Annotated in this window: 10 protein-coding genes and 1 tRNA gene; 4 read left to right on the top strand and 7 right to left on the bottom strand. The window is 40.5% G+C overall.

All coding sequences use genetic code 11. From position 1 onward, the window contains the following. The first annotated feature begins 82 nt into the window (after positions 1-82). A complete protein-coding gene (gene aroB, locus C1721_RS03305; protein ID WP_102407136.1) occupies positions 83-1,147 on the top strand; it encodes a 3-dehydroquinate synthase in 1,065 nt (354 codons plus the stop codon). Between the two features lie 98 nt (positions 1,148-1,245). On the opposite strand, the gene C1721_RS03300 is transcribed toward aroB, so the two are convergent. Together C1721_RS03300 and C1721_RS03295 are read right to left on the bottom strand one after the other, a co-directional pair. Further along, positions 1,246-2,145 carry a PIG-L deacetylase family protein gene (locus tag C1721_RS03300; protein ID WP_199830395.1) on the bottom strand — a complete coding sequence of 300 codons (900 nt, stop codon included), beginning with the start codon at positions 2,143-2,145 and terminating at the stop codon, positions 1,246-1,248. Between the two features lie 48 nt (positions 2,146-2,193). Further along, complete coding sequence (locus C1721_RS03295; protein ID WP_102407135.1) at positions 2,194-3,501, bottom strand: inositol-3-phosphate synthase; 1,308 nt, start codon at positions 3,499-3,501, stop codon at positions 2,194-2,196. Positions 3,502-3,824: 323 nt separating this feature from the next. On the opposite strand from C1721_RS03295, the gene C1721_RS03290 reads away from it, so the two are divergent. The 3 genes from C1721_RS03290 to C1721_RS03280 all read left to right on the top strand — a co-directional run bounded on the left by C1721_RS03290 (position 3,825) and on the right by C1721_RS03280 (position 8,794). Continuing rightward, positions 3,825-3,899 (top strand) — tRNA-Pro (locus tag C1721_RS03290). Between the two features lie 197 nt (positions 3,900-4,096). After that, the gene (locus C1721_RS03285; protein ID WP_102409213.1) at positions 4,097-4,858 is read left to right on the top strand and encodes a Fic family protein; all 762 of its coding nucleotides are present in this window, start codon (positions 4,097-4,099) and stop codon (positions 4,856-4,858) included. A gap of 804 nt (positions 4,859-5,662) precedes the next feature. Further along, positions 5,663-8,794 (top strand): DUF6383 domain-containing protein, encoded by a 3,132-nt coding sequence (locus tag C1721_RS03280; protein ID WP_102407134.1) that lies wholly within the window; start codon positions 5,663-5,665, stop codon positions 8,792-8,794. Between the two features lie 302 nt (positions 8,795-9,096). Here the strand turns inward: C1721_RS03280 and C1721_RS03275 are convergent, their stop codons facing one another. The 5 genes from C1721_RS03275 to C1721_RS03255 all read right to left on the bottom strand — a co-directional run bounded on the left by C1721_RS03275 (position 9,097) and on the right by C1721_RS03255 (position 13,599). Beyond that, a complete protein-coding gene (locus tag C1721_RS03275; protein WP_187117335.1) occupies positions 9,097-9,789 on the bottom strand; it encodes a YjjG family noncanonical pyrimidine nucleotidase in 693 nt (230 codons plus the stop codon). Beyond that, positions 9,789-10,661 (bottom strand): Cbp1 family collagen-binding glycoprotein adhesin, encoded by an 873-nt coding sequence (locus tag C1721_RS03270; protein WP_102409212.1) that lies wholly within the window; start codon positions 10,659-10,661, stop codon positions 9,789-9,791. Before C1721_RS03270 ends, C1721_RS03275 begins: the two co-directional genes overlap by 1 nt. A 19-nt stretch (positions 10,662-10,680) precedes the next feature. Further along, a complete protein-coding gene (gene rsmI, locus C1721_RS03265; protein WP_102407131.1) occupies positions 10,681-11,385 on the bottom strand; it encodes a 16S rRNA (cytidine(1402)-2'-O)-methyltransferase in 705 nt (234 codons plus the stop codon). Positions 11,386-11,393: 8 nt separating this feature from the next. Beyond that, on the bottom strand, positions 11,394-12,080 hold the full coding sequence (locus C1721_RS03260; protein WP_102407130.1) for a hypothetical protein: 687 nt from the start codon (positions 12,078-12,080) through the stop codon (positions 11,394-11,396). Between the two features lie 103 nt (positions 12,081-12,183). Then, complete coding sequence (locus C1721_RS03255) at positions 12,184-13,599, bottom strand: ATP-dependent DNA helicase (RefSeq protein WP_102407129.1); 1,416 nt, start codon at positions 13,597-13,599, stop codon at positions 12,184-12,186. Positions 13,600-13,650 lie beyond the last annotated feature (51 nt).

The following is a 13,650-nucleotide window of genomic DNA, read 5'->3' as shown; positions in this document are numbered from 1 at the left end:
CCGGAGGATTTTTTTATCCCTCTTTGGATAATAGCGATACAAATAATACCTTTGTCGAAAAGCTTCTATAAATAGAAAAAGTATGTCAGACCAAAAAGTCGTAATTTGCAAATATCTGAAAGCCGAGTTACAAACCTTTCTTTCGGCTCTTAAATATGATAAATTGTTTATCCTTACGGATACGAATACACAAGACAAGTGCTTCCCTTTAATACAAGATGTTCCGGCCGTTCAAAACGCTCCTGTTATTACTGTCCAAGCCGGAGATATGCATAAAAGCCTGGAGCAAATGTCATATATCTGGACTCGTCTGTCTAATGAGGGTGCGTCCCGCAATTCATTATTGATCAATCTGGGAGGAGGAATGATTACTGATATGGGTGGTTTTGCAGGTGCTACTTTTAAGCGTGGCATACGCACTATCAACATCCCAACCACCTTAATGGCTTCGGTAGATGCTGCCGTAGGAGGAAAAACCGGAATCAATTTCAACGGATTGAAGAATGAGATAGGCTCTTTTTATCCTCCTTTATGCGTGTTTGTTGATTGTGAATTTCTGCGGACATTGGATAGAGATAACCTGTTGTCCGGTTATGCGGAAATGATAAAACATGGCTTGATTAGTTCGATGGATACGTATGCTTCGGTTATGTTGTTCGATTTGGATCAGAAGATAGATTATGCTTTTCTGAACCGTATGGTAGCTCAGTCGGTTGCTGTTAAGGAGCAGATTGTAACCGAAGATCCAAAGGAAAAAGGAATCCGTAAGGCATTGAACTTTGGGCATACGGTTGGCCATGCTTATGAAAGTTTATCCTTCAAGAAAAAGACTCCGTTGTTGCACGGTCATGCTGTGGCTGCCGGAATTATCAGCGAGCTTTATCTGTCACATAAAATATGCAGTTTCCCGATGGATAAGCTTAGTCAAGTCGTATATTATATAAAGGAGTATTATCCGGCATTTGTGTTCGATTGCAAAGATTATGAAACTCTTTATGAGCTGATGACGCACGACAAGAAAAATGAAGGCGGAGTAATCAATTTTACTTTGCTTGCCAATATTGGAGATGTCCGTATTAACCAAGACGTAAGTAAGGAAAAGATATTGGAATCTTTGGATTTTTACCGTGAGAGTTTTGGCGTATAAAGCGGAATTTGCTTTTATGTTTTTAATATAACAAAGACAGAAAGCCCGGAATATATCCGTATTTTCTGTCTTTGCTTTTTATTAACTTCGTATTTTATTTAATCAAAAATTGGAAACCATTCTTTTATTTCATCTTCAGTTAATTGCTTTCCGTATTCCGAAAATTCAAATGCTTCAACAGCCTGAACCTTCTGTGCGCGTTTTTTACCATAAAACTTATTCAGTATTTTCTTATCCTGTTTGGTTATAAATCCGCGTTTTATAACGTAGTTCTTTACCTGGAGATTAATCCTTTCTTCTTCATCGGTTGGAATGGTATTTTCAGTATGATTGAGCCACGGAAGCCATTCATACACTTGTGAAGCATGGCAATGTATCATTTCCGCCTTTTTGCGCATAACCGGAGTTACGTCTACAACTATGTCCGGTCGGAATGGACGGGGAGATGTAAAGCGGTCGCGGGTATATAGAAATACCGGATTATAGGAAAGGGCCGGAACTGATGGCAATACTTTCGGGACGGTAACCATAAAAGCGGCATCCTGAACAAGGATAGACACATTCCGATGGTCGGGATGATAATCGGAAGGCCTGTGTGTAATTACCAGATCAGCTTTCCATTCACGGATTAACCGAATAATCTCCAACCTGTTCTCTAGAGATGGAACTAACTCTCCATCGGGAATATTCAGAACTTCATATTCTATATTTGCCAGGTTCTTTACACATACGGTTTCGTTGTAACGTCTTTTTGCCAGCTCTTCTTCCGAGAGCGTTTGATGTCCTTTATTGCCATTTGTTACGGAAACGAATTTTACTTTACATCCGGCATCAGTCATTAATAGAGCCAAGCCTCCGGCGGTTATTTCACAATCATCAGGATGTGCACAGATAACGATAACATTTTTTGAGGCATTGGCAGCATACGAAAAACAAAAAATGCTCATTAATGAAACACATAAGATTTTCATAAAAGAAGAAAGATAGGATTTTGTCATAATAATTTATTTTTAGAATATAATTAGTGATTTTCTCTTATCCCTGAATCAGTCTATTTCCTGGTCGGCCTCATAACCGCCCATTTCTCGGATCGCGTTCTTTAATATTGCATATTGCTGGAATAGATGATTGACGGGAATCTCATTCTCAAGGTAATCATGCATCGGACTTTTCAAAAAGAAACTAAGGAATCGCTGAATACCGTAACGGCCTGCACGCGCGGCAAGGTCACTCAGCAATACAAGGTCCAAACATAAAGGTGCGGCAAGAATAGAGTCGCGGCAAAGAAAGTTTATCTTAATCTGCATTGGATAACCCATCCATCCGAAAATATCAATGTTGTCCCAACCTTCTTTATTATCGTTGCGAGGCGGATAATAGTTGATACGGACTTTGTGATAATAGTCGGAATATAAATCCGGTTGCTCTTCCGATACTAAAATAGATTCCAAAGTAGACAACTTGCTTACTTCTTTTGTATGGAAATTGGCCGGCTCATCCAGTACTAGCCCGTCACGATTGCCAAGTATATTGGTGGAAAACCATCCGTTCAAACCGAGGCAACGAGTGCCTATAACCGGAGCAAAGCCGGATTTAACCAATGTCTGGCCTGTTTTAAAATCTTTGCCGGCGATAGGCATTTTTGTCTTTTCTGCCAACTCCCACATGGCAGGGATGTCTACTGTTGTATTGGGTGCACCCATAATAAAAGGAGCGCCTTCCATCAACGCAGCGTACGCGTAACACATAGAAGGGGCAATATGTGTTTTGTCATCAGCCTTCATCGCTTTTTCCAAACTAGCCAATGACCCGTGAATTTCATTGTCTACCGGAACATAAATCTCGGTGGATGCAGCCCAAAGAACAACAATGCGTTCGCAGTTGTTGGCCTCTTTAAAGTTACGGATATCTTTGCGGATTTGCTCCATCATATCCCAGCGGCTATTACATTCCTTTATGTTATTTCCATCCAGGCGGCTTGCGTAGTTATGATCGAAAGCGGCTTTCATAGGAACGATTCTCTCCAACTCATCCTTTACGGGATTAATATCCCTCTCTTTCAGCACTTCGGCATTGATTGCCGATTCATAAGCATTATCAGGATAAACATCCCATGCTCCGAATACAATATCGTTCAGGTTTGCCAAAGGAACGATTTCACCGTAATGCAAATACTTTTTGTTTGCTCCTTTTCCTACGCGCATTTTATCATATTGCGTCATAGAGCCGACAGGCTTAGCCAAACCCTTGCGAGCCATCAACACTCCTGTCATAAACGTTGATGTAACAGCGCCTAATCCTACACAAAGAACCCCCAGTTTACCGGTTGCCGGTTTTACATTCATTTTTTCCATTTAATTAGATTATATTTATAATGCAAAAAACCTTAGGAACAGTATCTATAAAAAAAGTTCAGGCGCTTTCTCTATAGGAACTAATCCTAAGGTTTGTTACAAAAGTAATAATTTATTAATAGTATCATATATACATCTGGCGGAAAATTGTATTTAGACCAAAGAATGCTTATTCTGTACATATATAGGCTTTATATATACATTCTGTTAGTCAACAGGTTATTACTTGTCTTGTCCGGAACGGGACAAATTTCTGTAAAAATGGAAGGGAAAACTTGTAAAATCCCGTATAATACTCTATTTTTGCACCCGTAAAACACAAACGGGATGTAGCTCAGCCCGGTTAGAGTACGCGTCTGGGGGGCGTGTGGTCGCTGGTTCGAATCCAGTCATCCCGACTGATTAAAGAGGAAAAGGTTAGGCTTAATGTCTAACCTTTTTCTTTTTATTTATCCGTAGTAAAGCAATCGTAAAATAGTTGCCCGGTTTGAACAGATATCCGGCTGCCTTCATTGTTCTGTTAACCTTATTTAGTGTAGCTATAATTATACAATTACAGGCAAGCCGTATATTTGTACAAAATAAATATTCCGCCATGAACGAAGATTTAAGTACCTTATTACAAGAAGTGGATGCACTTAAGGCAGAACTGTCTACCTTGCGGCCATTGCCACAGGATGCCCTGAAAAAGATTGAGGACGCATTGGAAATGGAGTATACCTATGAGAGTAACCGGATAGAAGGAAATACGCTTACATTGCAGGAAACAGCCCTTGTTGTGAATGAAGGAATAACTATATCCGGCAAATCCATGCAGGAACACCTGGAAGCAATAAACCATGCACAGGCTATTGATTTTATCAAAGATATTGCCCGGCGGAATATAGAAATTAGCGAACCGACAATTAAAGAAATACACGCTATTGTGTTGCACGGCATCAACCGGGAGAATGCCGGCCGCTATCGGACCGTGCCGGTTATGATAACAGGTAGTACTCACATGCCGCCTCAGCCATATCTTCTGGAAAAACAAATGGAGGATTTTATTTTGAAGTTTCATCAAATGGAGAGAGATGGTATTCATCCGGTCATAATAGCGGCTTATCTACATGACGAACTTGTCCGGATTCATCCGTTTATTGATGGCAATGGCAGGACCTGTCGCCTCTTAATGAATCTTTACCTCTTGCGGCATGGTTATATTATCGTTATTCTGAAAAGTGATAACGAGAAGAAATTGCAGTATTACAAGGCTTTGGAGAAGTCTCATACGGAACATGAACCGAATGTTTTTTACATGTTGGTCGCTGAGGCGGAGAAGGAAGCATTGCAGCGCTATATTCGTATTTTAAAATAATAAGTATTACTTCGATACTTGTGCCAACTTGTTAATAGAGTTGTTAAAGGAGGCAGGAAGCCGTCTGATTATTCAGGCGGTTTTCCTTAATATCTGTTAATTAGGGGAAGGATTTCTATTTTCGTTTTAAAAGAGCTGACTTTTGCACTTAAAAGTCCCGTCTTAACATTTCAAAAGAGCAGACCTTTGAAGTGTTAAGACGGGACTTCTGTGTTCAAAAGATAGCTCTTTTGAAAGCCCTTCTCCGGACTGTTAATATACATAGGATCATCGAGGCCTTTTTTGAAATCATCGGGATGATTTTGGAAAAAGATCGGGATGATTTTAAGAAGAGTTCCCGATGATTTATAAATCACTTTCCGGTTACGCAAATAAGATAAAAGGATAAAATAAAGAAATTTTAGAGGAGAGTTTTATTTATATATAATAATGTACGCGCGTACATTTATTTATTAGGAAAACAGAAAAGTTATACTACCTTCCAAAACTATGTGTTTAAGAGGCATTTAAGTGACTAATGAAAACGTTCGTCTAGATTCGTCAATGCAAAGGTATATCTTTCTTTTATTCCTGCAACCCTTTTTGAATAATTTTTCACCACTCTATGTGCTTTCTTATCAATAATATAGCCTATCAGTTACAAAACAAAGGCTTCGTATTACGAACGCTCCAAAAACAGGCAAAAAAATGACGATTCTAGACCAACGTTTTCATTAGTCATTTTTTATGTATGGTGGAAGGCTCAAGGCCTTGGTAAATAGGACTTTTAATAGACATTATTATTAATATTAAATTAATTAGATTATGAACAAAAGATTCTCTACGATTGTAGCAGCTGCTATTTTGTTGAGTTCAGGTTCTGTGTTTGCACAAACAACTACATTGCCTAGATTTGACACGAAGCCTGCTGAGAAAATGGCAGAAGTTAATGGTGACAGCTATATCCATATTGGTGGAACTGTTACCGAAGATGGTAAAGACGTAAATTACGTTTTGGCTTTTGCAAAAGACGATAAAGGAACTTACCTTATCACTCGTAAAATTGCGGTGGCAATTGAAGCTGACCCTGAAGTACATCCAATGTCTATCGATTCTGCATTATGGTTGCCTACTGTAACTGTTGTAGATGGTATCAAAGGATATCAGTTTGCAAATAAGTTGAATCCGGAATTGAAGCTGGCTGTTCAATATGATAGCAAAGCTGACAAAGCTTATTTGGTAGATCCTGAAACAGAAGGAGCTTTCTCTCGTTTTGCATGGAATCCTTCATCCAGCGACTCTTTATTGTGTGCCTATGATGGTAACCAAGTAAGATATGCTTTCGTTATGCCAGCTGTTGCTGCAGATAAAACTGAAAATGTGAAGTTTGTGAAGGTAGAGGCTGGCAAAAGTTATAGTGGCGCTGTTGCTATAGCTCCGGAACAAACCTTATTGAATGCTCAGGATTTGAATAAAATCAATAGCAACAGCTTTGATCTTCGCGTAAACGATGAAGTTACAAATAACAGTGCTGACGATTTGAATGCAAATTCATACATAGCTTATGATGCAAAAGTAGGCGGAACATTAGTAGGTGGTGTTTATTTGCAAGCTAAAGGTAAGTCAAAGACTGGTCCAATTAAGGATTCAAAGGGTAATTATATGCCTAACAAGCATATATTTTTAGTAGTGGATACTGTGTTTAGTGCCGGTGCTTCTGTTAAGAATACTGAGACTGGACGTGGTTTGGTTATTACTACAGATACAATTGTTTGTAACTGGAATCCGGGTCAAAACGCTGATAAACCAGAAACATGGACATTGGCTGCCGGTCCTAAGCCAGGTACAGATACTTACCTGTCTTTAGATAAAGACAGTGTGGCTCAAGGACGTGCTGCTGCTCATTATCGTTTCTATATTTACAAAAATCATGCAGCTGTAAATGGTGAAGGTCTGGTTGTAAAAGTAGACTCTATCCCTCAATTGTATGATGACGTGAAGAACTATGCAGGAACATTGACACAGGCTCGTACAGAAACTGCTGCTAAGCAAGATTCTATCGGCTTCTTTGCTATCGACCGTCTAAGTGATGTTAAGAATCCTGGTTTGTTTACTATAATCGATTCTACAACTTTGTCTACTGCAAATACTGCTTCGTTAGCTACTGTAGGCTTTAGCACCGGTTCTTTGGCTAAATTGGAAAAGGGTGTTTACTCTATTAAAGCATTGGAAGATAACCCAGTTGCCGCTAAGGGTAAATATCTTATAGCTAATACATTTAATACAGACGAAGCAGGTGCTACTAGAAATTGGTTTACTAGCAATGCTACTGCTTCAAATGAACTTGTACTTGCCGGACAATTCTATATTGACGGTGTTAATGGCCGTTACACAATTCTGAATCGTGAGAATGGACAGAATCCGTTTGTTACAGCAACGTATGTTAATACAACTGCTACTGCAGACCAATATATTGTTAATGGTAAGAAGTATGAGATTAAGAAATTGGATGTTGATATGGCTGATCCTTATGTTGGTTACAAACATCTAACAGGAGATGAATCTGATAACTTTGCTGCAAAATTGAAATTTAATGCACCTTATGCAGGTGATAACTTGTATGTTGTTGTTGCAGAAGATGGCAAATTGAATGTTGAAAAGGATGCTGCGGATAAAGCATTGCAGTTTAAATTAAAGAGTGCTAATGGTGAAGCTTATGGTGTTACTGCTGCCGTTAAGGGTAAGGTTGATGATGGTAAGATGAAGCGTAATGCTTATCGTTTGGTAAATGCTGCAGATGAAACTCAGTTTGTTGTTTTAGATGGCGATAACTTTGTCTTGAAATCTATTGGTGCTGATGAGCTGGAGGCTAGTAACTTCATAGGGAACTTAGCTCAATATAGAGACTCTGTTGCGGTACCGTTCTTATTCCGTGCAATTGAAGAAGCTAATGGTTATGAATTATATGTAGCTGATACAATTATGGCTGCTAGCTATAATCGTTCAAATGCAGAACCTGCAGTGCCTGTATATGGTACAGATAAGGCATTTGTTCGTTATCGTGCAGACTCTTTGGCTAGTTACAAATTGAATGTTCAGGGTACAAGCGCTTATTTAATGTCAACTACATTAAATACTGCCGGTTCTGGATATTTCACATTAGAGTTGCCTGAAGAAGCAGCATTTGTTAATGTAACAAATAGCAAACCTGCTCACTATATCATTGCTTCTAATGAAAACCCAACATTGGCTATCTCTATTGATGCTAAGAACAATGCAGTATTGAAAGCAGAAAGTGAATTGAAAGCTGATGCATTCTCTGATAACTTCAAGTTGTTTGTTGACACAGCTTGTCTGGAAAACCCTGAAAAACCATTGTTCTATATCTGGACAACTCAAAATGTTGCTGCAGAAAATGTAGAAAAAGGTATTGGTAACTACTTGTATGCTGAAAATGGATCAAGCGTTCCGACATTTGTATTAGCTGCACAAACAGGTGATAACAAAGATAAGATGGATATTTTCAACAGTAAAGGTATTCGTGTTGAAAAGGATGTTAAGGTAACAGACAGCCGTGCTGCATGGGCATTCGCTTCTACAACAGAAAAGGGTGTTTATAAAGTTCAGAACAATAAGACTCGCAACTATTTGGCTCAGAAGAATGGTGTGTTGTCATTTACTACTACAAATCCATTTGATGGTTTGGCTGTAACTTTAACTGCATCTGAAACTCCTACCGGCAATGAAACAATCGAAGCTAATACTATCAGTGTAGTAGCTGGCGAAGGTAATGTAACCGTATACGGTGCAGCAGGTAAGACTATCATTGTATCAGACGTTGTAGGTCATAACACGAAAGTGATCGCTACTTCTGATGCTGAAACAATTCCTGCTTCTATGGGAGTAGTTATTGTTAAGGTAGACGGCGAAGACGCTGTTAAGGTGGTAGTTAAGTAAGAGAACAGAAAAATTAATAAAATAATTCTGGCTTTACGGAGCAATGCAGGGTGGTGGCTGATGCTCCACCCTGTAATAAAGCTAATTAACCCGTGACGGGTGAAAAGGTAAAGCGAATATTAATACTAAAGTAATAAAATTAAAAATCTGTCTGCCTGTACTTCCGTGAGGATGGAAAGCAGCATCTTAACAAAAGCTCCGGTAGTATTTATGCTGCCGGGGCTTTTATTTTTATCGGAGCAAACCGGTAAAGTTTATTTTTCGTAAGTTTTGTATTGAGTGGTACGCGTTCCCGACTTCGGTCAGAGAATGTTTTTTATCTCTTCCAGTGAGCGGACGGTGTAAGTAGGAGTGAAGCCTTCTGCCGGAAGTCCTTCCGGATTTAGCCAGAGCTGGTCTATTTTAGAGTTATAAGCTCCCACAATGTCGGCATCCCAGCTGTCGCCGATCATCAGGCTTTCATTACGGCGTGAATTCGTGTTGCGTAAAGCAAAGTCGAATATTCCTTTATGGGGTTTCTGGATGTTGGCATCTTCGGACAATATCATCCGTTCAAAATAGGGTGCCAGTCCGGAGTTGCTTAGTTTCTTGAATTGTACTTCCCTGAATCCGTTGGACAGGATAAACAGACGGTAAGAAGGGTATAGATATTTAAGGAGTTCGATAGCTCCCGGAACAAGACGGGTTTTCTTGGTTGTTCTTTGCAGGAAGTCGTTGTTGATTGCCATGACCGACTTTACGTCTTCTATTCCCATAGGGCGTGTCATATAGCGAAAACGTTCGATGATTAGTGTCTGGCGGTCTACTTCTCCACTGCGGTATTTGGCCCATAAGTCCATGTTATGGGGCATGTAGATATTGAAGAAAGCCTCGAAGGAGGCATAATACCGGCCAAAATTGTGGGCGGTATATATCTCTTCGAGGCATTCTTTATTGTTGTGGTACGTATCCCAAAGGGTGTCGTCCAGATCAATAAATAAGTTCTTGTACCTGATCATCCTACTTCAATTACCAGATATTTTCCCAAGCTCCAGAACGCCTTGGTATCTGTGATTTTAAGGGTAAGATTACCGTCTTCGTCTTTTAAGAACTCATAGGAGCCTTCGGGGTGATTGGATTTCAGTTTTGCTTTACCGGCAAATAACGGAATCTCGGTCACTTCGCGGATGTCAATGGAAATGAAATAATCTTTGTTGAATCCGCTTTGCAATACTTTCGATTTGGCAAACAAACCTCCGCCAGAAAGTATCTTTTGATCTTTTAATTCCTTAGATGTTCCGAAGCAATAATAAGCCGTATTCAGCGCTTTATCTTGCGCACTCAGCTTTTCGGATTGTACGGCTGTTGTCGTAGCAAGAGCTTCTACGTCTTCATTCAAAGCGGAAACCATTTCGTCCAGTTCCTGAATGCGTACGTTCTTTTTAGCCAAGTCTTCCTGCAGGGCAACGATCATGGTCGTTTTCTGGTCTATTTCGGAAGACAGACGGTCTATCGTCTTTTTTAAAGCAGCAGATTGAATTCCGCTTTTCTTTAGTTTTTCCTGTAAGTCGTTAATCTGTTCCTTGTTCTTTTTTAAAGTCTGGGTGATTAACTCCATATTCTGTCTGATCTGTTCTCGTTTGCTTTGGTTCATCTCACCTCCGGCTTGTTGCTGGATGGTCAGATAGTTTTCGGCATCACGTATGGATTGAAAGTCAGCTTCTACATCATTCAATGTATTGAGCATTTCGTTCAGTTCATCCGTGTTCCGGATGTTTTCCAGTCTGAGAGAATCGTTTTCTGCTTTCAGCTTCTTGTAATCGGCTGAATTCTGCCCGCAGGAGGCCAGCATAGCTGTGCAGATACATACTACTAATACTTTCTTCATTGTCTTTTTGTTTGTTTCGTTAAACATCCTTTTCTGTCTCTCTGTCCTTCTTATCTTTTAAGCCTGCTAAAACAATAACAATTTCACCCTTCGGTTCGTTCACTGTAAAGTGTGTGGCAACCTCTTCCAATGTTCCCCGTACCGTTTCTTCATGTATCTTCGATATTTCGCGGGATACGGAAACTTGCCGGTCTGTTCCGAAAAATTCGGTTAGCTGTGTCAACGTTTTTACAAGCCGGAAAGGGGATTCGTAGAAGATGATAGTACGGTGCTCTGTGGCAAGTTCTTTCAATCGGGTTTGCCTTCCTTTCTTTTGGGGAAGAAAACCTTCAAAACAGAACTTTTCGTTTGGTAACCCCGATGCAACCAGTGCCGGAACGAAAGCTGTAGCGCCCGGAAGGCATTCTACCTCTACTCCTTGACGTACGCATTCTCTTACCAGCATAAAGCCGGGATCGGAAATAGCGGGAGTGCCGGCATCGGATACAAGCGCTATATTTTCACCCGCTTTGATACGGGCGGCAATTTGTTCCACTGTTTTATGTTCGTTGAACTTATGGTGGGATTGCATCTTGTTTTGTATCTCGAAATGCTTTAGCAAAACGCTGGTGGTACGGGTATCTTCCGCCAGAATGAGGTCGGCCTCTTTCAGCATCCGGATAGCCCGAAATGTCATGTCTTCCAAGTTTCCTACAGGAGTAGGTACTACTACTAGCTTTGCCATATATTTACTTATAGATACCGCTTTTCCAACATCTTGATGAAGTCGGTAACAGCAGGATCTTCAAGATTCCATTTTAATATATTGTTTAAATAATCCATTGCCTCCTCATATGACTGGATATCGTTCAAATCGGCAATAACCATATTCATTTTTTCTTCATTCCCTCCGAACAATTCTCTACGGAAGCGGAAGCGATCGTTTAGGCTGAACGCTTTGCGAAAATCCGAAAGGATTTTTTTTTCCAGTTGGTCGTTCAACGAAAGACTCACTTTTGTATCTGTAGGTATTTCCTCATGTTCTATGACCGATTCCGGTTCAGCTACAGGAACAGAGACCGATTCCGGCTCAGCTGTAGGGGTAGGTTCTACTACCTGCATCGGAGCGGGTTCAGGCTGAATGATGGGCTCGGGTGTCGGTAAAGACTTCGGTTCGGACTTTTCAACGACAGGCTGAGGCTTTGCTATTGGTTGGGGAATGTTTTGTATCAAGGCTGCATGTTCTTCCATTTGCTTGCGGAGTTGCTCCAGTTGAGTCGTTTCAAGCGTATGGAGTTCATTCAGTATTTTATGTGTCAGGTCGAATGTCTGGCTAAAGAAGGATACCGGATATACTTCGGCATCCCGCATTCCGGCAACTTGCTTTTCGAGTTCCCGGATGTCCAGTAGCAGATAATCTATTTTCTCTTTGTTTGCCATTCTTTCTTTTCTATTCACGCGGAATTACAATCTATTATCTAACTTTCGCAAAAATAGGTATTTCTTGTTAATGTAACGTGGATTCCGGCAAAAAAGTATATAGTTATTCGATAAACTCCTCCGGCAGATTTACCAGATACAAGCGGTGGGTTGCCCGCGTAAAGGCCGTATAGAGCCAGCGATAGAAGTCTTCGCCCAGCATTTCCTCTGTGATATAGCCAATGTCGAGGAACACATTCATCCATTGTCCGCCCTGTGCTTTGTGGCAGGTTACGGCATAAGCGTATTTTACCTGAACGACATTATAATGGGGGTCTACTTTCATTTTCTTCATCTTTCCGGCTTTAGTGGGGACATCTTCATAATCTTCCAAAATAGTGTAGAACAGTTTGTCGTTGAGTTCTTTCGGAAGAGCCGGCGTATCAGTTTGTAGTGTATCCAGCAGGATTTTAATCTCCATTTCAAGGTCGTAGTCTTGAAAACGAACCAATACATCGGCAAAACGGAAACCGTATAGTTCGGTGGTGCGACGCACTCTCAATACTTGTATTATCTCCCCATTGGCAATGAAATCCATCTCTTTGCAGCCGGATGTCCAGTAATAGTTGTTTTTGGCTACCATCAGGCGGTCGCCGGAAGACAGTTCTTCCTCGCGATACAGTATGCGGTTACGTATACCATTGTTGTAGATGGTGGCACGTTTGTTGGAACGGGAAATGATCATGGTTTCTTCTATACCGTCACGACTATAAGCCGCGGATATTTCTTCAATCAGTTCGTCTCCGTTTATTTTTCTGAAATCGGAGAATCCCTGCAGTTTGAGCTTGGGAAATATTTCTACCGTATTGGTACGTAAAGCATCCCGTAACCGGGTTGCATTAAATAAAATACCGGAATCTTCACTTTGCCGTACTACCTGTGTGAGGGTAATTTCTTCTATGTGAAGATTGTATCCTCGAAGTATTTCAGGATTAAGGGCCGGACTTTCGGATTGCATGACGGGAGGGAGCTGGGCGACATCTCCCATTAGTATCAGGCGGCAGTTCTCTCCGGAGTAAACATATTGTATCAGATCGTCTAATAAACGGCCAGTTCCAAATATGAACGAATCCAGCCCTTCGTTGGCAATCATGGAGGCTTCGTCTACTATGAATAATGTATCTTTGTGTAAGTTTGTATCAGGAAGAAAGCTTGTAGGTTCGTTGGAAAAGGCTTTTTGCCTGTATATCTTTTTGTGGATGGTATAAGCTTTTTGATCGGCATATCCGGAGAATATTTTGGCTGCTCTTCCGGTAGGAGCCAGAAGAATACTTTTTTGCTCGAGGGCATTTAATGTTTTAACAAGTGCGCCTACCAATGAAGTTTTTCCTGTTCCCGCATATCCTTTAAGAAGAAGGAGACCATCCGGCTCTCTTGAAAGTAAGAAATCAGAGAGTGTCCGGAATGCTAAAACTTGGTCGTTTGTAGGAATATATGGAAAATTTTGAGTAATTTGGCAACTTAAATAACTATTTATCATTTTGACAATAATAATTTTCGCGATAAAGGTAGTGTATTAAATATTCTTTTT

This window comes from Parabacteroides bouchesdurhonensis (genome assembly GCF_900186615.1).
GTDB lineage: Bacteria > Bacteroidota > Bacteroidia > Bacteroidales > Tannerellaceae > Parabacteroides > Parabacteroides bouchesdurhonensis.
Note: the sequence above shows the minus strand (reverse complement) of the source record. Positions and strands in the feature narration are given on the sequence as shown.